This is a genomic window from Wolbachia endosymbiont of Drosophila nikananu (assembly GCF_028981865.1).
Lineage (GTDB): Bacteria > Pseudomonadota > Alphaproteobacteria > Rickettsiales > Anaplasmataceae > Wolbachia > Wolbachia pipientis_B.
On the sequence record NZ_JAPQLL010000057.1, the window covers coordinates 1 to 22,415 of the forward strand.

The window sequence follows — 22,415 nt, forward strand, 5'->3', positions numbered from 1 at the left end:
CTTGTTGCACTAAAGTATAGCCAAATTCTCGTGCCTTTTTGATCAAATTTTTTACAGCTCTCTCCTTATATCGTGTTTCATAGTATTCCATTCCTTTTTCTACATATTCTTGTCCGTATTTGAGCATACTATAAAATATGCATGCTATTTTTCTTGCAGTAGCTGTTATTGCTTTTGGTGCTCCTAATCGTTTTTTTAATCTCCTGTAGTATGCACCCAATGAACTTTTACTATTTCCTACAGAATTAGCAGCCATTCGAAATGCATTCGCAGCACGATTAATGACTTTACGCGTTCTTGTGCTAAACACTTTTTCTCCTGTAATTTTATTGGCAGGGCTGAGTCCTAACCACGATGAAAAGTGTTTTTCTGTTGACCATTTATTATGGTTTATACCAGTTTCTGAAATTATAGTCTGTATACTTAGTATATCAAGCCCTGGAACTTTAGTAAAATCCATACCAGTTATTCGGTGCAGTTCCTCGTGCAAAGCAAAGTCAGGCTTACTTTTTCTGTGCTTATTCTTTTCCTTACTCAACTGTTTACTTTCGTTAGATTTTGTTTCAAACGTTTTGTAATAGACCTCAATATTTCTATCACATTCTGCTATTTTTTCTTGATAAATATTATATAGTTCAAATTCTTGCTTTAGCGTGAATACATGTTCCTCTCTATAATCGCCAGCTAACGCTTTTGCTATAGTAGACTGATCATTTTTTATTCGTGCATCCCTGAATTGAGCCAATTTCCCAGAATCTCTTTCGCCTTTAATTATAGCCTTGATAATTTTCATACCAGTTACTCCTGTTATATCTCTTATAACTCTATGCAGTTGTATATTCATTTGAATTAATGCCTTCTGCATACGCAGAACATGTGTAGATGCACTTTCAGTGAGGTTCTTACGTTGTCGCACGTAACTACGCAATACACATATCTGGCTATCTGGCCTAAATGACCCTTGGAGTAATCCATAACTATGTAGTTGTTGTAACCACTGACAGTCCTGAACATCTGACTTTCTCCCAGGTACATTTTTTACATGTCGCGCATTTACCAACTTAACTTCAAAACCGTAAGATTCCAGTATTTGAAACAAAGGAATCCAATATACACCAGTTGATTCCATCGCTACGGTTGTAACTTTACACTTTTTTAACCACCTTGCTAAATTATGAAGGTCTTCAGTGAAGCAGCCAAATTTTTGAACACGTTGCTCATCTCTTCTCTCGGGTATACATACATAATGTACAGCCGAACCAACATCTATCCCTGCTGCATCAGGATTCATTACCTCTAATTTACTTTTTGTCATTGTAATTGACCTCCTATAACTTATAATGAAGAAGTATTTAAGCTTGGGACGGTTAGATTATACAATCTTCTAATCGAGGTAGTCGTAATAGACTCCATCAGTGGTTTAACCGTTCCTCCAAAACCATGCTCCCAAACGGGCACTCTAGCACCATTGAGCGTCCGGTTATAACTGCAAAAATACTTCTTAATAAATTATATTTAAAAATTGTTATAGCACTGGATAAAATAGTTTCTTTCAGGTTTAACAAGATTTTTCCTTGTTCGATGCTCCCAAGAAAAGCCACCGTTACTTTCTGACTTTTTACCAAAATGTCCATAATATGCTGTACGTTTATATATAGGACGATTAAGCGATAAATGTCTGATTATGCCCTTAGTTGATAAATCTATGCTACCTTCAATAAATTTTTTAATCCTCTTTTCATCTACTGTATTTGTACCAAATGTATCGATGTAGAATGAAGTAGGTTGTGATATACCAATTGCATAAGAGAGCTGTACAAGGCAACGTTTGGCCAAGCCGGCAAAAACAATGTTTTTAGCAAGGTATCTTGCCATATAAGCTGCAGATCTATCAACTTTGGTTGCATCTTTTCCGGAAAATGCCCCTCCACCGTGTGGAATATAACCTCCATAGGTATCAACCATAATTTTTCGTCCTGTTAATCCACAATCACTAACCGGTCCACCAATAACAAATCTACCAGTTGGATTGACTAAGAGATTTTTCTCAGGACATATCCACCCTTTAGGTAAAGATGAAACTATGTAAGGATAAATTATTTCTTTTACTTTTGATTGATCCAAATCCTCAGGGTGCTGTATTGAGACAATAATACTTTCAGCACGTACCGGGAGGTTATTCTCATATGCCAAAGTGATTTGTGATTTTGCATCCGGACCAAGCTTTGCTTCTTTAACTGCGCTCATGATATTTTTCAGAATCGAGTGTGCATAAAAAATGGGTGCTGGCATAAGGTTTTCTGTCTCTGTTGTTGCATAGCCATACATTATGCCCTGATCCCCAGCACCTTGATCCAACCCTATTGCAATGTCATTTGATTGCTCATGCAGCAGTATATTTACCTTCACTTTTCTCCAGTGGAAACCATCATGCTCATAACCAATATCTTTTATTGTATTCCGTACAATACTTTCAATCCTGCTATTTTTGATGTTAGGTCCGAATACTTCCCCAGCTATAATAACGTTATCTTTGGTGACTAAAGTCTCTATTGCAGCTCGCGCAAAAGGATCAGTGAAAAGGTATTCATCAAGTATTGCATCTGAAATTTGATCTGCTACTTTATCTGGATGACCAGCCGCCACTGACTCACTGGTTACTAAATTTTTATATAAACTCATGCTTTAGGTTTCTGCTTATACAATACCAAAACCACTATAAAAAACACAGTTAGTAATTACTAAATGGTGGGTCTGGGAAGAGTTGAACCTCCGACCTCACGCTTATCAGGCGTGCGCTCTAACCACCTGAGCTACAGACCCCTGATTTATTCAAGCTGAAGCTTTCATATTATCTGTGGGCAAGATATCAATAAAAGTCTTTTTATTTGCTGACCTTCTAAAGCTGACCCAGCCTTCTACTTTGGCAAAAATCGTATGATCTTTACCTATACCAACATTCTTCCCAGGATGGAATTTTGTGCCTCTTTGGCGCACAATTATGTTACCAGGAATAACCTTCCCATTCTTCTTTATTCCTAATCTACGACCTGCTGAATCTCTACCATTACAGGAACTACCACCTGATTTTTTAGTTGCCATATCTTACCTCTTACTTTTGAAGATTAATTTCATTGATACGAAGAACAGTTATATACTGCCTATGACCAGTCTTTCTACGGTAATTTTTTCTTCTTTTCTTCTTAAAGATTATAATTTTTTCTCCTCTACACTGCTCCAATACTTCAGCTTTAACAGTAGCATTAGATGAATAAGATAAGCCATTATTTGAAATACAAATCACCTTATTGATTTCTACCTCTTTTTTTTCTTCAACTTCTAACTTCTCTACTTTTATTATACTGCCTTCTTTTACTAAATATTGCTTTCCACCAGTCTCAATTACTGCAAACATATAAATATAAATTATTGTTATTAACTTTAATCGTAAACGATGTCATATATGCTGTCAATATAAATAAAAAGCATGACTTAACGTTCTTTTTGAGCTATCTAAACACTTCTATTTTTCTTCACCCTTTATCTACTTTTTCTCAGACAGTAGACTTCTTGCATAACCTAAGCAGAAAAAAGGCAAATAGTTATTATAGCTCTAAGTTTACCGACACCGTCATGCAAGTAGCCCCTTCTCCTGTCATCCTAGTAGCTTGACACTGGGATCTAGAAAAAAGGATGATGTCATTCCAGTCTGGAATCCAGGAAAAAGAATGGTGTCATGAAAGTAGCTGACACTGGAATCCAGCCTTTTCATCCAAGACGGCAGCGCCTCCTTCTTCTGTCATCCCAGTGTCAAGCACTGGGATGACACCCTACTTAACCGTCATACCCCGATTCATTCGCGGTATCTCGGCCGCTAACAAGCAGCGGGATGACGGTTGTCGATAAACATTTAAGAAATTTACCAAATGAAAAAAAAGGCAAAAGAAACCCCGCGGTGCTGGCTTTGACCCTCTAATATACTATAATAAGGGGGCTGGCGAAGTTTGTAAAGCAATTTTTTTTGTTTCTATTGAATGACAGTTGTGGCCTGGGAGGTAATGCAAGAAGTCTAATATAATTACAGCGAATTACTTTATTCTCTTAATCACCTGCTTTTCTCTTGCTATTGCAAGGCTTTTTTCTGGTACATCTTCCACTATAACACTACCTGCAGCAATTACAGAGTCATCATGAACATTAAGCGGTGCAATGAGTGAGCTATTGGCACCAATAAAGCAATTGCTTCCTATGTTCGTTTTATGTTTCTTTTTCCCATCATAATTACAAACAATAGTACCTGCTCCTATATTGCTCCTCTGCCCTACTTTAGCATTTCCTATATAACTTAAGTGTTTTATTCTAGTATTTTTACCAACTTCACTTGTTTTCACTTCCACAAAATTTCCTATTTTTGCCTTATTACCAATGGTTGTGTTTCCGCGTATTCTGGTAAATGGACCGACCTCAACATTACTTTTAATTAAGCAGTTTTCTAAATGCGAAAATGGCAGTATTTTCGCACCAGACTCTATTTTCACTCCAGTACCGAAAAAAACATATGGGTAAATAACTGAATCTCTGGCAATTTGCGTATCAAGAGAAAAGAAAACAGTCTCTGGAGCAACAAGCGTTACTCCAGAGTTGGTAAAAAATTTTCTTTTGTTTTCTTGAAAGTAAAATTCAGCTTTTATAAGGTCATTTCTGTTATTTATTCCCGTTGCCTCTTCTCCACCGGTAATAACGTAACCGACATTTAAATTACTCTTCACTGCAATGGAAACTATATCGGTCAAATAATATTCATGAGTTGAGCTATTGCACTCTATTTTCTCCACCAATTCACGTAAATTCTTTGCACATGCAACCATTATTCCAGCATTTGCAAGAAACTCTTCATGATTATTTTTATCACTCTTTGCTTCTACGATTTCTCTTAAGGAACCATTCTCAATAATTAACCTACCGTATTCTTTATTGCTTGTCCTAAAACCTAGGCAAACTAGAGCCTTGCCTTCTAAGCAACTAACCATTTTAGTTATTGTGCTGCTTTTTATGAGTGGGGTATCTCCATATTGCACAATAATTATGCTCGAATCTGGCAATTCTTTCAGGTTTCTCATCGCAGTTTTGACTGCATCTCCCGTGCCAAGTGTTAATTCTTGTGTAATTAACTGTATATCCTTAAAGCACTTTAATCTTTCAATTAAAGGCAGATCAACTACAACAGCAATATTTTCAGGATTTAACTGTTTTGCATTGTAAATGACATGTTGAAACATGGAAAAACCGCCTATTTTGTGTAGGACCTTAGGCAAATCTGAATTCATCCGCCTGCCATGCCCTGCAGCAAGTATAATGAACGTATGAGTTTTACTTATCACTTATCTTAAAGATGAAAAATGGAGACCGTAATGATCAAGCCAGCTGATTTTGTTGTCATAGAAGCTCCTTAAGTCGCCAATTTGATATTTTAGCATTGCAAGCCTTTCTATACCAATGCCAAATGCAAAACCGCTGTATTTAGTGTAATGTATTCCAACATTTTGGAATACATTTGGGTGCACCATACCGCATCCCAGTATTTCTATCCATTTACTACCTTTATAACTTATGTCCACTTCTGCAGAAGGCTCGGTAAAAGGGAAAAAACTATTACGAAAACGTATCTTCAGCCCTTTATCTCCAAAAAACTTATTAAGGAGGTGATGAATAGTAAATTTTAACTGGCCCATATTGACATTCTCATTAACATATAACCCCTCTATTTGATGGAACATAGGGGTGTGAGTTGCATCAAAATCGTTTCTATACACTCTACCAGGGGCTACGATTTTAATCGGAAAAGTTTTTGCCTTTTCCATAATTCTAATCTGCACAGATGAGGTATGAGTGCGCAGCACCATTCTTTTACCGTCTATTTTATTCTTTAAGTAGAAGGTATCTTGCTCCTCCCGCGCAGGGTGGTGACTTGGAGTATTCAGTGCATCAAATACATGAAACTCATCTTCAATGTCAGAGCCATCAACTGCTTTAAAACCCATATGTGCAAAAATAAGCTTTACTTCATTTATAACCTTACTGAGTGGATGGACCTTGCCCATTTTTTCTGGTCTAACGGGCAACGTGATATCAACCGCCTCATTCTGCAATTTAAAGTTAACTTCTTCGGCTTTTAGTGTATTTTCCTTATTTATTATAAGCTGATCTAGCTTATTACGTAAAACGTTGATAACTTCGCCTAAATTGCGCTTTTTTCCTGCGTCTTCTATCTCTTTTAAGTTGTCAAAATAAGCTTTAATTACACCCTTTTTTCCCAAATATGATAGCCTGACTTTTTCTAAATCTTGTAAAGAAGAAGCATTCTCAATTTCAGAAACCGCTTTATCTTCAAGTGAAGGTATTTCATTCAGTAGCTCTTTATTCATCTTAGAAACGCTGGCTTAAACTTTAATTATAGTAAAATCTTGAATAGCATCAACAATCTAAAAACTGTCCCATTTTAATTATTGATTTATTGACCAATTAATTTTTTTTATTTACCTTTGCGTTGATGAATTTGCTGTATCAACCATGCACAACAGTGACACTGAAACTTATAATAAGTACAAAATAGAGGATTTACCTAAGTTCTTTAAGGAAAGATCCAAAAACATAAGTAAAGCATTTTCTAGCAAAATAATTAAGATCAGTACCATTCGCTCGAGAAGTATTGAAAGTAATATACAAGAATTTTCATTTGAGCTAACAGCAACAGGTAAAGACACCTTTAATACAAGACCATTTCAAATAAAATCTTTAATTGATTTTTTTAAAATCTGCTTTTCTCGGGAAAAAAATTTTACAGTCAACATAAAAGTACCAAAAGAAAGCGGTGAACTAGACAACAAGACTAATAACTACAAAACTGTAGAAGAATTCATAAGTAATGCTCCGCCTCAAATCCTTCTGCAAGGAATAACAATCATACTACAAACAAATGTTAAAGACATTAACTTAGATAATTTGCACCAAATAGGGTCATTTTTAAATGAAAAGCTAAAACATGCAGAAAAAACTGAAAATGAGGAACAGAGTCAAGTTACACTACAAGTAAAAGAAGCAGAAAATAAAGACAGACAAGAACAGAGTGAAACTAAGCAAAAAAACGCACAAAATAGACAAATTGTACCATTTACAGGCTCATTTGGCTTTAACGTAGCAAGCAAAGTAAATTATAAAGCTCCAGTGGTTACTGCTGCAATAAAAGCTAATATACCAAAATATAGAATCTTCCTTCCCTTATCCAAATTTTTTAATGATGTAATATGGACCCCAGTGTCAGCTACTTGGATGACAAGTAGTATAAGAAATCCAATACCTCAAGAAGCAGAACAGAATGTAGGTAAAACTACTTCGCACACAGAGTATTTTAAGGCTAACAGAAAAAAGAAGTCGAAAAAGCAGACCAAAGAACTATCAGAGAAAGAAAAACAATTAGCCATAAAACAAGCACAAAATGATGCTAGAGTAGCTATGTTAGATAACCAAATTGAGCGCAGGGGAAAAAAACTCGATGAAATATTTATTGAAGTGATGAATGGATACAAAAATCAAGATCCAGAAACATTTCGCAATGTTTTTAACTCAATATTCAATATTGTTTATTTTCAAGATAAACAATTACATGAAATATTAGAGTCAGGTGAGATATCAGAAGTATTAGAAATACCACAATCAGCTGGCAAGTCTTCTTTTCCAAAAGAGTATTTACATAAGCAAGTATATAAAAAAAAGAGCAATTAGTTTCAGGTGTTTATATACAACAACCTCCTACGCAACATGAAAATACTCCTCATAAATCTACAAACCCTTTACCAATAAATAAATCTAAAGATCCTTCACCAGCAACAAATGAAGCTAAAACTCTACCACCTACTAACATTACACTCAAATCACCGTTAAAAACTTTATTTTCCTCAAAAAAGGCTTATTTTTGTCTATTTATAATAGTAGCATCTGCATCAACACTTTGCTTATGGCATTTTCCATTAGGAAAAGTGTCAATGTTAAAAGGATTAGTGCCACCAGAAAAAAGAGAAAATATTGGGTTAGCATTGAACATAGGGTTACCAACATTGATTACATTATGTGTTTTGAGTTTAGCTTACTTTATATATTCTGAATATTCTATAGAATCTGTTAAGCAAGTAAGTAAAAACGATCCCCTTTCTCGCGCCTATAGCTAGTGCAGGCTCAGTTTTCCTACGTCATATCGCCGCGGATAGATCCCGCTAACAAGCCGGGATGACAGCAGTCCTACGTCATACCGTCACGGTATTTCACATAGATCCCACTAATAAGAGGCGGAATGACGAATTTGTCGTTTTTTAAATCGTCGGTAAACCAGAATTACTTTAGCTATAACAAAATAGAAGTAAGTTGTTGTAAAAAATTTTTCATGGTAAAATTATTTATTTTCACCACATGTTTAAAGGAATTATCACGGATATCGGGACTATAGCTGATACTATCACTCACTCCAACTCTGATCAAATTTTCCATATCAAAACACAAAATTTACCCTCTATAAACAAAGGAAATTCAATAGCTTGCTCTGGTGTGTGTTTAACTGTTGTTGATATAATGAGCGACATATTTACAGTCCAAACGTCTCAAGAAACTATGAAGGTTTCTAACTTAAATACGTGGAAAATAGGCAAAAAAATAAATCTCGAACAAGCAATGAGATTAAGTGATAAGATCGATGGCCACCTAGTTCAGGGTCATGTTGATGGGATAGTAAAAATTTTAACAATTGAACGAAATTTAGATTCTCATGAAATCAAACTATCGTGCCCACAAGAATTAATTAAATTTGTTGCAAAAAAAGGCTCTGTTACACTAAATGGGGTTTCCCTCACAGTGAATTCAGTTATTAATCAGGAATTTATAGTAAATATAATTCCCTATACATGGGAAAATACAACTTTTCAGTACAACAAAATAAATGATTATCTGAATTTAGAAATTGACATGATCGCTAGGTATTTAGATCAATTGATGCAGCATAAATACAATTAATTTTACAACCTTATTATTTACAACTATTATATCTTGAAAACCATATAGATATAAAATATGCTTTTCGATAGCCTAATTATCTTCATTGTTGTTCTATGCGTAATAATCTCGGTAACTAGAGGTTTTATAAAAGAGCTATGCGCACTAATGTTTCTATTTTTATCAATTTTTCTGACAGCTAATCACTATGATTTTTTCACTCCGAATTATAGTAAATATTTTGATTCTAAAGTTATACTAAACATACTTTCTACGATCTCTGTATTTATTATACTTAATCTTATATTCATGATAATAAACAACTGGCTAATGTACATATTATCACCCATAAGGTTGGGGTTTATCGATAGAGTTACTGGAATCTTTCTCGGAGTGCTTAAAGGAATATTGCTCTCTTATGTATTATTTTTTGCTGTGCACTTATATTGCTATACAGTATATGACAAAAAAGAATATGGCAAAAAAGAGGAACATTCTGAAATAAAAGCAGAAGACATATTGCCTAATTGGATAATAAATTCACACTCTTATCAGGCTTTATTTGTGACAGCAGAAGAAGTAATTGACATGTATGTGCCAGAGTTGTTGATACTAAAAATAAAAGAGATCGGTGGAGAAATGGTTGATCAAGAAAAACCCAAAAACAATAAAAAAGAAGAGTAAATATTTATTTATAAATATGTTCATTGGGAGTATTCAAAAAGCCATATGTGTCAGGTTAAGAGCACTCCTCTCTTATAATTCACGTGTTTAAGAATGACTTCTGCTAAACCTTTACTAATTCCATGTACGTTTTGAATTTCAGCCAGAGAAGCTTTGCTTATATTTTTCACTGAACCAAAATAAGACATCAACGCCTTTTTCCTTTTGTTGCCAATGCCGGGTATTTTGCTTAATTGTGAAACTATAAACTGTTTATCGCGTTTTTTTCTATGTGAAGTTATCACAAAGCGGTGAGCTTCATTACGCAGCAATTGTAAGTAAAGCATGACTTTGCTGTCATTTGCCAGACTGAATTCTTCCCTGCCCAGCATATAAAATCTTTCATTTCCTGCGTTACGATCAGGACCTTTTGCCATACAAGCAAAAGGAACGTTTATATTCAATGCTTCCAGTACATTCTGTACTATGAAAACATGCCCAGGCCCACCATCAATCAATAGAAAATCAGGAATTATGTCCTTTATCTTGCCGGAGAAACGTCTGGTCAGCACTTCTTTCATCATTTTATAGTCATCGCCTGAAATTTCTTCTTTTATAGTAAATTTTCTGTACTCACTTTTTAAAAAACCCTCCTGCTCTGCAACAACCATTACACCAATTTGCTGGCTTCCAGAAATATGGCTATTATCATAAACCTCGATACGCTTTGGAATACTTGGTAACAAGAAAACTTTGCTAAGCTCCTCAAGCTTTTCTAGGTTATTTCTATAATCGATAAGCTTCTGCTCTAAGCTATGCTGAGAGTTATCATAAACAAATTTCAATAAATCACGCTCTTTTTTATTCTTTGCATGCAGAACTTTTACTGGCTTTTGAGCAACCTTATATAGTGCTTGTTCTATAATTTCCTTATCCACAATAGAATCTGGAACGTAAATTTGTATTGGAGGTATGTTAGCTGAATTATAAAAATTGACCAAAAAGGTGGATAAAATTTCATCATTTGAGTGATCACCACAGTTCTCGGCAAAGTAAGGAGTGCTGCCGTAGTTGTCTTTATTTCTGAACGATAACACACTAATACATGCTAGATCCTCTTCACGTACAATACTGAAGAAATCTGCATCTTTTTCAAAAGAAAAATCCGTGTGCTGTATTTGAATTTGCTCAAGAAACTTTACCCGATCTCTATATATAGCAGCAAGCTCATAGTTTTCTTCACTGCTGCACTTTCTCATTGTGAAAAGTAACTGTTCTTTCACTTTCTTACTTTTTCCAAGCAATGTATTTCGTGCCTGTTTTACTGATTGGCAGTAGTTGTCTTTTGTGATTTTATTTATGCATGGTGCTGAGCAGCGCTTAATTTGATATTCAATACATGGTCTTTTTGTTGAGGAAAAGTATTGATCTGAACATACTCTTAGGAGAAAAGCTTTTTGCAATGACAATATAGTTTGCTTAACAGCAGCGGCAGATGTAAAGGGACCATAATAATGAAACTCATTCTTCTTAGATTTGCCTCTATGTTTTGCTATTCTTGGATAATCGTGCTTGGAAATCGTTATATAAGGATAAGATCTTCCATCCTTGAGCACAATATTATAAAGTGGTTTCAATGATTTTATTAACTGTGCTTCAAGAAGCAGTGCTTCGATTTCATTCTCAGTGATGAATATTTCAACCTTAACAACCTGTGAGAACATAACTCTAATTCGTTCAGAAAGGTTTTCGAATTGAAGGTAGTCAGATAATCTCGATTTCAAGTTTTTTGCTTTACCAATGTATAAAACTTTATTCTTATCTCCAATCATCTTATACACACCACAAGACTGCGGAGATAATTTTATCTGTTCTTTATATTGCTTGAACATTTATCCATTACTTGACTTGTATGAGGTTAAAATCTGCTACTAAATGAAATGTGGAAACAACACTCGCAAGCAAAGATAATCTGTTTCTTCTTAGCTCATTAGAATCACAGTTAATCTTTACACTGTCCATAAATTGATTGATAAATGGAGCAAAACCAGCAAGCTCATCAAGTGCCGCATTAAAGTGGTTATTTTTTATTGCTTGTTTAATGTTTTTACAAGCAGTTATGGCACAATTTGATAGCACAATTTCTTCATTTTCAATCAAAAATCTCTTACCGTAAGATGCACTATAAGTAGTGCCATCACTTTTCCTTGCTTTGCTCATCATGTTACTGACTCTTTTGTAAGTGCTTAGAATCTGTTCACCTTCTGGCGTACTAAGATAACGATCCAATATAACAGTTTGCTTTTCTGCTGTCAGCAGATCATTAATATCGATTTTATGTAGTATTGAATCTATAATATCTTGCCTTATATCTCTATTTTTTAAAATAACCTTGAATCTTTCTAAGCAGAATCTAAATACTAGTTCTGAAATTTGTTTTCTATTTGGCTTATCAACTGACGTTGTATTTTTATTAAATAGAAGCCTTGAATATAAAAATACTGACTTGTCTATCATTAGTCTAATTGGAATATGCAAATTATTTTCAAGTATTGTCCTCATTATACCAATTGTCATTCTCCGCAAACCAAACTGATCATACGAACCAGAGATTTTCTCACCTGCTGCAATTAAACCAACTAAGCTATCCACTTTGTCTGCAACAGCCACAGCAATCGCAGTGGGAGATTTAGGGCATTCTTGCTCCGATCTGATTGGCTTATAGTGTTCGGTTATAGCTTCCACTATTTCTCTATCTTCTTGAAAATAAGAAGCATAATATCCACCCATTACTCCTTGTAATTCTGGAAACTCTCTTACTATCAATGTTGCCAAATCGGCTTTTGCCAAATATGCAGCACGTTCAACTTTTATCAGCGAAGCATGTGGAATAAGTATAGCTATATACTTTGACAGAGCCGTAATACGCTTCACCTTTTCCCCCACGCTGCCCAGATAAGCATGGAATAATATCGAGTCTAATTTTTTGACATAATGATCTAGATTTTCCTTTTTATCTTGAGATATTAAAAATTGTGCATCAGCAAGACGTGCTCCTAATATTCTTTCGTGCCCTTTAACAACTTTATCATTGTTGACATTAACAACAGTAACAAAATACGAAATTCTTTGTCCATCACTCAAAGCAAGGTATTTTTGCTGCGTATTAATTATACTAAGAATTACTTCCTTCGGTAATCCAAATGACTTTTCTTGATTCACTTCACCAAACAGTACGATTGGCCACTCTATAAGCCCTGTCAATTCATTTAGTAAATAATCATTTTTCTCAAGTTGTAAATTCTGCTCTTTTGTGAATTTATTAATCTGATCTAGTATAAATTGCTTTCTTTTGTCCAGATGGAGAATTACGCTGTTTTTTTCTAGCAATTCAAAATAGTCTTTAGGTGCTTTAATAGTTAACGCCGCATCACTTGAGAGAAATCGATGGCCATATGTTGTGTTAGATGCTGTGATCCCTGCAAAAGACACAGGTATTATTTCGTCATTTAAAATGCATAAAATGTTTTTAATTGGCCTAACCCACCTTTCTTTTCCTTCGCCCCATCTCATGCTCTTCAACCAAGAAAAGTTTTTGAGCATTTCCTCCAGTTGATTTTTGAGGAATTCTCTGATGTTAAATGAGCAGCTTTCTCTTTTAATGAAGTAAAAATCCTCATTATTTACTTTTCGAACGAGCAAATCTTCTTCATTTTTCTGATATTTTCTTAAAAAACCTTCGATAGCAATTTTTGGTGCGTTAATGTTTGGTCCCTTAACTTCGTTATTGGAATCCTTTAGCTCCAAAGCATTTATGTTGTCAACAAATAGGGTAATGCGACGTGCCGTTACAAAAACCTCCATTGATGTAAATTTTACATTATTTTTGTTAAAAACATTGGCAATACAGCTCTTAACTTGAGTTGCAGCTACATTCTGCATTCTCGGTGGTATTTCTTCTGAAAGGCACTCAAATAACAACTGCAACGACATACGCTATTTACTCATGTACAATTCGCAACATTTTTTTGTCAGCTCTCTAACTCTACCAATATGCACTGTACGTTCATTGACACCAAGCACACCTCTTGCATCAAGCAGATTAAGTAGGTGACTAGTTTTAATGCATTGGTCATAAGCTGCCATTGGTAGCTCCTTTTCAATAAGGAACTTACATAATTTTTCCGTATCTTCAAATTGCTGCTGTACCACTTTAGTATCATAATAATCTAACGCTAGATAAGAAAATTCATATTCTCTTTGTTTAAAAATATCCCCGTAAGTTACACCGTTACCGTTCCAAGTTATATCGTAAACATTATCTACACCTTGTATGCACATTGCTAAACGTTCCAACCCATATGCCACCTCACCAGGAATCATCTTGCAGTCAATTCCTCCAACTTGCTGTATATAAGTAAGCTGTGTTACTTCCATTCCATTGCATGTAACTTCCCATCCAAGTCCTGATGCACCAACACTTGGGTTTTCCCAATCATCTTCAACAAACTTAATATCATATTTTTCTGTAGATATGCCAAGAGCTTTTAAGCTATCTAAATAGACGTCTTGTAAATTATTACCAGATGGCTTTATTATAACTTGATATTGGTGATGTTGATACAAGCGATTAGGATTATCACTATAGCGTCCATCTGCTGGCCTAATTACTGGTTGTAGATATGCAATTTTTGTCGGTTTTGTATCAATTGCAGACATAATTGTTGCAGGATGTAATGTACCAGCACCAACTTCAGATGTGTATGGGTGAAGTATAACGCACCCTTCACCAGCCCAAAAATCTTGCAACTCTTTTATTATACTTTGTAAATTCACACAAATTGCACACTTTTTATACTAAATATATAAATAAATAAGTACTATTCAATATTTATTTTTTTTGCAGCACTATGTAAATAATCACCTAAAACTGCTGAACTTTCCCTGACATACTGAATTATGCTTTTATTTAGGACAATTGCATTATGCATAGTTAAATCGCAGAATATAAATGCTGTTAAATACAGCAAAATCACCGCATAAAATGTGTGAAAAATCCCCTCAAATGTAATTGACATTGCATTATTATAGCTGAGTTGTATTGAACTTATTGGCCATGGTTTTATCACTTCTACGACATTAAAAAATACGTAAGGTATCATAAGAAAAAAGAAAAAGTGCATAAAATCATTAAACCAAAATGGGCATTGAAACATCTGCTTACATATACTCCCATAAAGTTTACTTACAGTATAATAAATTGACATTATTGCTGGCATTGAAAGTGCTACAGTCAATACCTGCCCTGACGCTATTTGTATTACTATGTCTTCACCACTATTTGCTGAAGGGTCCTGAGCATGAAAAATAAATATTCCAATTAATTGCATTACTAACATAACTATTGCCAATTTTGTAAAAACAGCAGCTACAACTATTCCTGAATTTGGCATTTTATATAGTAAATATTCGTCTCCATATGTAAAAATCAATATAACATCGACAATAAATAATATTAAAAAAGAAGACCAATAGTTCTGCCAACCTGGTAAATATCCTATTCCCAAAAAAGAGCTTACTGTTTTGGCAGGAAAAACCTTACCTAGCATCTTTCCTAAAAATTCAAAAAAAATCCCCATGCTCTAAGTAACACTTGGTTTATATTATTTATAATACTGTATTGTAACGGACTTATCAATAACTTAAAACATGTATTGGAAAATTTTAGGTAATATGCAGCAACAGTAGAAGAACATGCACCAAAAATTTAGTAATTTTATAGGGCTTGTACACTTAAATTTTTTGCAATATCAAGTGCAGCGTAAGTGAATATTGCACTTGCACCCGCACGTTTGAAACCAATCAAAGATTCATAAATCACCTTGTCATAATCTAGCCAGCCATTATTTGTAGCAGCTTTTATCATTGCGTACTCACCGCTTACTTGGTAAGCAAAAATCGGAAAATTAAACTTATCACTTGCTGTTTTGATAATATCCAAATATGGCATACCTGGTTTAATCATAATAAAATCTGCACCTTCATTTATATCCATTTCAATTTCGCACATTGCTTCGTGCGCATTTTTATAATCCATTTGATAACCACTTTTGTCTATAGAATGTGATAGCCCACATGAACCAACGACTTGCCTGAATGGAGCATAGAAGCTAGAGCAATATTTCACCGCATAAGATAATATTAATACGTCTTGAAAGTTATTATCATCTAATGATTTTCTGATTCTTCCTATTCTACCATCCATCATATCAGAAGGAGCAACTATATAACATCCTGCCTGCGCTAAAGCAAGTGCTTGCTTACACAGTACTGATATAGTTTCATCGTTTTCTACATCCATCTGATTATCTTTTAAAATGCCGTCATGGCCATGAATAGTGTATGGATCCAGTGCAACGTCTGCAATAATACCAATTTCAGGCACCTTTAATTTTACAGCACGGATTGCTCTGCAGATTAAATTGTTAGGGTTATATGATTCCTCAGCATTTTTAGATTTTAATTTGTTATCAACTACAGGAAAAATTGCAACAGCATTAATTCCTAAATCTTTAGCTTCCTTAACTATAGACACTAATCCATCTATTGAATAACACTTTACGCCTGGTAAGCCAGAAATTGGTTCAGTTGTTTCTTCTCTGTTGTGAACAAACAGAGGAAGAATCAGATCATTTACTGATAAACTATTTTCACTTGTTAAATTGCGAACCCATTTGCTCGAGCGCCTGCGCCTTAATCTTGTATTTGGAAAATTAAACATTGGATCCAGGTAAATTCCCAGTAAAGAGCAACACTCCTGAAATGAGTACCACCCAAAGCACCGATATTGGCAGAAACACTTTCCAACCAAGGCGCATTAGCTGATCATATCGATAACGAGGTATTGTTGCTCTAATCCAAATAAATACGAACAAAAGTATAACTATCTTCAAAACGAACCAAATCAAACCTGGAATTTTGTAAAGTAAACTGAACTCCAGCGGCGGATACCATCCTCCTAGAAAGAATATCGTCATCATAGCACTTGCTAGAATCATATTTGCATATTCTCCAAGAAAAAAGAGGGCAAAAGGCATGGATGAATATTCAACGTTATATCCAGAGACAAGCTCTGCTTCAGCTTCTGGTAAATCAAATGGGTGACGATTAGTTTCTGCAAGCAAAGAAATAAAAAATATTATTCCTATAGGCATTAGTAGCAAATCAACCCAAAATGGCATATTGTGTTTCGCTACCACCATCTCTCCAAGGTTCAACGTACCAGTTGTTGCTACAACTGTAGCAACTACTAAGCCTATTGAAACTTCATATGAAATCATCTGAGCAGCCGACCGTATAGCGCCAAGAAATGCATAATTAGAATTGCTTGACCAGCCTGCAATAATTACCCCGTATACTCCCAGCGACGATATAGCTAGCACATAAAGCACTCCAACATTAATATTTGCTATAACCTTAGGAATTACTACTTGCTGGCCATTTTCTACAATTACTTCAGCACCAAACGGTATAACTGCCCAGGCAATTAATGCTAAAATAAAGGTAAGCATTGGAGCCATAATGAACAGTATGGTGCTCGCTCTAAATGGTATTATCGGCTCTTTAATCAGTAGCTTAATAGCATCTGCAAATGGCTGCAATAGGCCAAAAGGGCCAACTACACTTGGGCCGTGCCTCAGTTGAATTGCACCAATAACCTTACGCTCAAAGTATACCAAGTACGCAACTGAAAGTAGTAGCGGTACTAAAATAAATAAAATATTAACTAGCGTGTTCATAAAAAGCTTTAGTACAATCTGCCATTATTTTTGAAGCGCGACTTATTGAATCCGTCATATAAAAATTACACTCCTTTAAAGTGAAAGGTGTATTACTTAAGCTTATCCTATCATTGCTAATTGGCACCCATGTGTTTTTTACCACTTGATCGGCATTTCTAAACTGTGGACCGATAGTATCTAATTTTTTTCTCACATCAAATAAACTATCATACGGTAAAGAAAGGTCTAAATATTGTGAAAGATTTTTAATAATTAACCAATCCTCCTTTGCTTCACCTGGAGGAAATACAGCTAAATTTGTTCTTTGTACTCGGCCTTCAGTATTTACATAAGTTGCATATTTTTCTGTATATGCAGCACCAGGCAAGATAACATCCGCCACATGTGCACCCTTATCACCGTGATGACCTTGATAAATTACAAATGTATTTTCTAATTTTGATGTATCAATTTCATCTGCACCAAGAAGATAAATGACTTCTATCTTGCCACCTTCTGTATGCTCCAGTATTTGATTAGTGTCTTTTCCACCTTTTTCAGGAACAAACCCAACGTCCAGACCACCAACTCTTGCTGCAGCTTTATGCAGCATATTAAAGCCATTCCAGTCGTCTCTGACCATGTTAAATTTTTCTGCAATTTTGCCAGCTAGAATTAGAATTGATTCAGAATCATCTCTTATTAATGCATCTTGACCAATGATCAGCATAGGGTTTTGGGCGGCTACCAGCAGCTCACAGAACTTATGATTTCCATTTGCTATTTTACTCAAAACATCAGGATTATCGCCCAATTTCTCAACATGATACAAATATTCAATGTTAGGACCAACACTTGCAATAGGAAAGTTGCCCTGTAAATATCTCTTTCTCAATCTTACATTAATGATCGGTGCTTCTATCCTTGGATTTGTATTTATAAGCAGACACAAATCTGCATTCTCTATACCCTGGGTAGTGGTATTGAACACATAAGATCCGCGATTACTTGGTATAAGCTTTGCACCATCTTGCCTGCAGTCTATATTCCCCGAGCCGAGCTTCTGCATCACTTCTTTGAGTAGAAGCATAGACTCACAATCTGCTAAATCACCTGCAATTGCAGCTATTTTATTTGATTTTGTATTCTTTAATTTCTTTGCAGCAATAGTTAATGCTTCATTCCAATCAACTGGGGCTAATTTACCATCTTTTTTTACATAAGGTTGATCAAGACGCTGAACTTTTAGTCCATCATAGGCAAAGCGGGTTTTATCTGATATCCATTCCTCATTTACCTCTTCGCTCAGTCTTGGTAATATTCGCATAACTTCCAGGCCACGATAATCAACTCTAATGCTACTTCCCACAGCATCTAGCACATCTATAGTCTCACAATGTGATAGCTCCCATGGACGCGCTGTAAAGGAGTAAGGCTTTGAAGTTAAAGCTCCTACCGGGCAGAGATCTATGATATTTCCAGATAATTCAGAACTAATATGCCTTTTTATGTAAGTGCTAATCTCTACGTTTTCTCCCCTTCCGATTCCTCCAAGTTCATTTGTACCTGCAATATCAGACAAAAATCTAACACACCGAGTGCAATGAATGCATCGATTCATCGCAGTCTCAATCAGCGGGCCGAAATGTTTTTTTTGTACAGCCCTCTTATGCTCATCAAGTCTGCTGTTTCCTTTCCCATAAGCCATCGTGATATCTTGCAAATCGCATTCACCACCTTGATCGCAAATTGGGCAATCAAGCGGGTGGTTAATTAGCAAAAACTCAAGCACACCTTCACGTGCTTTTTTAACCTTAGGGGTGTCAGTGTGAATAACCATCCCTTCTGCAACTGGCATTGCACAAGAGGCTACTGGTTTTGGAGGCCCACCCTCAACTTCAACCAAACACATTCTGCAGTTACCAGCAATTGCTAAACGCTCATGATAACAAAAACGTGGAATTTCAACGCCCACGACTTCACAAGCTTGAATTATAGTGAGCCCATGCTCTACTTCACATTCCTTAGAATTAATAGTAACTTTGACCACAACTATTATACAGCTTCCCACTTTATAGGATTGCCGCTTATCTCATCTTCAACCAGATTGCCGTTGTCATATTGAGCAGACATATAATTCATGCGCGAATCACGATCTATATATCTAACAGGTTTTACCGGTTTATCTTTATACATTTTTTGCTCGGCTTTCTTACGCTGAGTAGGGTTATTTTTACTAGCTGTCTTTGCTTTCCCACCTGCTGCCATATAAACTCCTAAAAACTTTTCATTCTATTTTAACACTTAAGTATATAGCGTCAATATTTAATAACTTTAAAATTTCAATAGATCTCTTATTATAATCATTGCTTAAATAAAAAGTTACTCCTTGATATCATTCCAGTGCTTGACCAGAAAAAAAGAAATATGCATCAGCTACTTTCATTTGCTGCACCTCGAAAATAAACGTCCATGTAGCTGTGAGTCAAGCCATAAATCCAGTATAAAGACCTTTAATCATTGGCCTCGTAGTACTTTTCAATCAACTTATTAAGTAACCTTACACCAAAACCTACTGCTCCTCTTGGACAAATGTCAGTACCTTTTTCGTGCCAAGCAGTGCCTGCGATATCTAAATGTGCCCAGCAAGTTTCATTCACAAAACGCTGTAAAAACTGTGCAGCCATTATGCTATCTCCACCAGAGCCTGCAGGAGCGATGTTTTGAACATCAGCAATCGGTGAATCAATAATTTTGTCATAAGTTTCATTCATAGGAAAACGCCATAACTTCTCACTTACTTCATTTCCTGCATCAATCAGACGGTTTGCTAATTCATCATTATTTGAAAAAAGACCAGCATATTCGTTATTTCCAAGTGCAACCACTATAGCACCAGTTAAAGTTGCAAGATCAATCATAAATTTTGGTGAGAATCTGTCTTGCGTATACCATAAAGCATCTGCAAGTATGAGCCTTCCTTCTGCATCGGTGTTCAACACTTCTATTGTCTGTCCAGACATTGAAGTTACTGCATCACTCGGCCTTTGAGCATTACCACCCACTGCATTCTCTGCAAGTGCAACCACGCCGATTGCATTTACTTTTGCTTTTCGTCCTGCTAAAGCATGCATCACCCCAACTACAGCAGCAGAGCCTGCCATGTCATATTTCATCGACTCCATACCACGTGAAGGTTTGAGTGATACTCCACCAGTGTCAAACGTTATACCTTTACCAACAAAAGCTATTGGCTTTTGTTCTTTAGAAGCCCCATTCCATTTTATCACTACTAATTTTGGTTCTTTACTACTTCCTTGTGCGACTCCAAGCAAGGCTCCCATTTTTTTCTCTTCCATCTGCTTTTTATCAAGCACTTCGATTTCAAGGCCAAGCTTAGTAAGTTCTTTTTTTATATGATTAGCATAGGATTCTGGATATAGAATGTTAGGAGGCTCTGTTATAAAAGAGCGCGCAAGGAATATACTCTCACCTTCTTGCCTTAAGTGCTCAAATGATCTTTCAGCATTACTTAATTGCTCATCTTTTACTAATACGGTAATTTCCTCTACCTCTGTAATTTTCTCATCCTTTTTAGTTTTATACTTATCAAACTTAAAACTACGCAGAAACGCACCATATGCAACATTTGCTGTACTACCTTCGATTAAAATCGCTGCTTTCTTAATTTTTAATCTGCTTAGCTCACAATATATTTTACCACCAATATTTAATTCTTTATTTTCATTCCATTCATCCTTCTTACCAAGTCCAACAACTACAACGTTTTTTCCTTCTGGTAAAATGGTAGAAGAAAATTCACCAAAGCTTCCATTAAAATCGCTAAATTGCTTTATATTATCTATGATCTGTTTTCCTTGCAAAACTCCGCCATCATTTACGGTTTCGTTGTCCTCAAATAAACCCATTACTATTGTTTTAAAGTCAGATGAAATTTTAGAGATTGTTATTTTCATTGCCGGCATCTCCATTGCGAATAATTGTAAACTATATGTAAAGCATAATAGAAACATTAATAAGATGTTTTTCATATGCACCCTATGATACTTAAGGTTATTGTGAATTCCCTTTGTATGCAAGCTTTTTTACCTTTTATTGGAGAACTTATTATATCCACCTAAGGTAATGTTAAACGTATAGGTTTTTATGACCTGATCACTGTAAGTAAATGGTGTTATGAGAAGGCTTGCAAGCCCGTTACTAACAAAATCTTCAAGAATAGGATCAGCACAATTATCGCAATTATGGTCAGCAAAAAACATTTGCGTTGTGAATTCTGGAAAATCTGGATGTTGAACTAGAAAGTTAATATGTGGAGCTCTATCACCAATTTTACCAGGTGCTATCGTAATAAAATTATAATAGCCAAGATTATTCACTACAAACCTTCCTGATCCAGCAAAATTCGGATCATCCTCTATATTCTTATCGTAATGGTTCACGCCGCGTGAATTCGCGTGCCATATAGAAACTATAGCATTTTGTATTGGTAAACAGTTTATATCAGTAATTCTGCCCACTATGTGTATTAATTCTCCTGTTGCACTATTTGGAGAACCAGGTTTCCTTCTTAAATTGTTTGAAGAGCTAAAATTTTTTGGCCTTGCATCAAGGTCATATATTTCTGGAGTTTCAATGCAGTTGAGCAAAATAGGATCAGCTGCAAATAGCGGCAAACTGAATACCATTTGTACTAAAAACGCTAATAAGATATTTTTCACATTCATTTCATTTATAATAGACTTCTTGCATAACCATATAACAAACTTTTATTGGGAATAGAAACAAAAAACTTACTTGACAAGCCTCGCCAGCCCCCTTATCATGAAACTGAAGGTATTCAGTTATCTTCATCTGTGCAGATTAAACAGCAAGAAAACAACGTAGTTGGCGTCTTATTTTTAATTTTTT

18 protein-coding genes, 1 tRNA gene and 1 pseudogene are annotated in these 22,415 nt (G+C 35.3%); 3 read left to right on the plus strand and 17 right to left on the minus strand.

Going from position 1 to position 22,415, the window contains the following annotated elements; all coding sequences use genetic code 11:
• The 7 genes from OZD67_RS03495 to pheS form a co-directional block, all read right to left on the minus strand.
• Positions 1–1,321: IS110 family RNA-guided transposase (locus tag OZD67_RS03495; protein ID WP_274999611.1), on the minus strand; the 1,321-nt coding region annotated here is incomplete at its 3' end.
• 194 nt (positions 1,322–1,515) lie between these two features.
• On the minus strand, positions 1,516–2,682 hold the full coding sequence (metK, locus tag OZD67_RS03500) for a methionine adenosyltransferase (RefSeq protein ID WP_182183189.1): 1,167 nt from the start codon (positions 2,680–2,682) through the stop codon (positions 1,516–1,518).
• A gap of 64 nt (positions 2,683–2,746) precedes the next feature.
• A tRNA-Ile gene (locus tag OZD67_RS03505) sits at positions 2,747–2,823 on the minus strand.
• Positions 2,824–2,832: 9 nt separating this feature from the next.
• Positions 2,833–3,102 (minus strand): 50S ribosomal protein L27, encoded by a 270-nt coding sequence (rpmA, locus tag OZD67_RS03510; protein ID WP_096617064.1) that lies wholly within the window; start codon positions 3,100–3,102, stop codon positions 2,833–2,835.
• A 10-nt stretch (positions 3,103–3,112) separates the two neighbouring features.
• Positions 3,113–3,415 carry a 50S ribosomal protein L21 gene (gene rplU / locus OZD67_RS03515; protein ID WP_096617066.1) on the minus strand — a complete coding sequence of 101 codons (303 nt, stop codon included), beginning with the start codon at positions 3,413–3,415 and terminating at the stop codon, positions 3,113–3,115.
• A gap of 673 nt (positions 3,416–4,088) precedes the next feature.
• Positions 4,089–5,381, minus strand: a complete 1,293-nt coding sequence (gene glmU / locus OZD67_RS03520) for a bifunctional UDP-N-acetylglucosamine diphosphorylase/glucosamine-1-phosphate N-acetyltransferase GlmU (RefSeq protein WP_182183187.1) — start codon at positions 5,379–5,381, stop codon at positions 4,089–4,091.
• Positions 5,382–6,425 carry a phenylalanine--tRNA ligase subunit alpha gene (gene pheS / locus OZD67_RS03525; RefSeq protein ID WP_182183186.1) on the minus strand — a complete coding sequence of 348 codons (1,044 nt, stop codon included), beginning with the start codon at positions 6,423–6,425 and terminating at the stop codon, positions 5,382–5,384.
• A gap of 145 nt (positions 6,426–6,570) precedes the next feature.
• Between pheS and OZD67_RS03530 the strand changes: the two are divergent.
• The 3 genes and pseudogenes from OZD67_RS03530 to OZD67_RS03540 all read left to right on the plus strand — a co-directional run bounded on the left by OZD67_RS03530 (position 6,571) and on the right by OZD67_RS03540 (position 9,723).
• Positions 6,571–8,225, plus strand: a pseudogene (locus tag OZD67_RS03530) (hypothetical protein).
• Positions 8,226–8,463: 238 nt separating this feature from the next.
• On the plus strand, positions 8,464–9,060 hold the full coding sequence (locus tag OZD67_RS03535) for a riboflavin synthase (RefSeq protein WP_096617074.1): 597 nt from the start codon (positions 8,464–8,466) through the stop codon (positions 9,058–9,060).
• Between the two features lie 57 nt (positions 9,061–9,117).
• On the plus strand, positions 9,118–9,723 hold the full coding sequence (locus tag OZD67_RS03540; protein ID WP_182183184.1) for a CvpA family protein: 606 nt from the start codon (positions 9,118–9,120) through the stop codon (positions 9,721–9,723).
• Between the two features lie 50 nt (positions 9,724–9,773).
• Here OZD67_RS03540 and uvrC read toward each other — a convergent pair whose 3' ends face one another.
• The 10 genes from uvrC to OZD67_RS03590 form a co-directional block, all read right to left on the minus strand.
• Positions 9,774–11,594, minus strand: coding sequence for an excinuclease ABC subunit UvrC (gene uvrC / locus OZD67_RS03545; RefSeq protein WP_182183183.1), 1,821 nt, complete (start codon positions 11,592–11,594; stop codon positions 9,774–9,776).
• A gap of 7 nt (positions 11,595–11,601) precedes the next feature.
• Complete coding sequence (gene glyS / locus OZD67_RS03550; RefSeq protein WP_182183181.1) at positions 11,602–13,695, minus strand: glycine--tRNA ligase subunit beta; 2,094 nt, start codon at positions 13,693–13,695, stop codon at positions 11,602–11,604.
• A gap of 3 nt (positions 13,696–13,698) precedes the next feature.
• Positions 13,699–14,538 carry a glycine--tRNA ligase subunit alpha gene (locus OZD67_RS03555; protein WP_182183180.1) on the minus strand — a complete coding sequence of 280 codons (840 nt, stop codon included), beginning with the start codon at positions 14,536–14,538 and terminating at the stop codon, positions 13,699–13,701.
• A gap of 44 nt (positions 14,539–14,582) precedes the next feature.
• The gene (locus tag OZD67_RS03560) at positions 14,583–15,341 is read right to left on the minus strand and encodes a phosphatidylglycerophosphatase (protein WP_182183178.1); all 759 of its coding nucleotides are present in this window, start codon (positions 15,339–15,341) and stop codon (positions 14,583–14,585) included.
• A 137-nt stretch (positions 15,342–15,478) separates the two neighbouring features.
• Positions 15,479–16,483 (minus strand): porphobilinogen synthase, encoded by a 1,005-nt coding sequence (hemB, locus tag OZD67_RS03565; RefSeq protein WP_182183176.1) that lies wholly within the window; start codon positions 16,481–16,483, stop codon positions 15,479–15,481.
• A complete protein-coding gene (nuoH, locus tag OZD67_RS03570) occupies positions 16,476–17,501 on the minus strand; it encodes an NADH-quinone oxidoreductase subunit NuoH (RefSeq protein ID WP_182183175.1) in 1,026 nt (341 codons plus the stop codon). Before nuoH ends, hemB begins: the two co-directional genes overlap by 8 nt.
• Positions 17,485–19,533 carry an NADH-quinone oxidoreductase subunit NuoG gene (gene nuoG, locus OZD67_RS03575; protein WP_259346632.1) on the minus strand — a complete coding sequence of 683 codons (2,049 nt, stop codon included), beginning with the start codon at positions 19,531–19,533 and terminating at the stop codon, positions 17,485–17,487. Before nuoG ends, nuoH begins: the two co-directional genes overlap by 17 nt.
• Before the next feature lie 5 nt (positions 19,534–19,538).
• On the minus strand, positions 19,539–19,751 hold the full coding sequence (locus tag OZD67_RS03580; protein WP_017532424.1) for a hypothetical protein: 213 nt from the start codon (positions 19,749–19,751) through the stop codon (positions 19,539–19,541).
• Positions 19,752–19,996: 245 nt separating this feature from the next.
• Entirely contained in the window at positions 19,997–21,517 is a 1,521-nt protein-coding gene (locus tag OZD67_RS03585; protein WP_182184194.1) for a leucyl aminopeptidase, read from the minus strand.
• A 72-nt stretch (positions 21,518–21,589) separates the two neighbouring features.
• Positions 21,590–22,231: a protocatechuate 3,4-dioxygenase gene (locus OZD67_RS03590; RefSeq protein ID WP_182183171.1), complete on the minus strand. Its 642-nt coding sequence runs from the start codon at positions 22,229–22,231 to the stop codon at positions 21,590–21,592.
• Positions 22,232–22,415 lie beyond the last annotated feature (184 nt).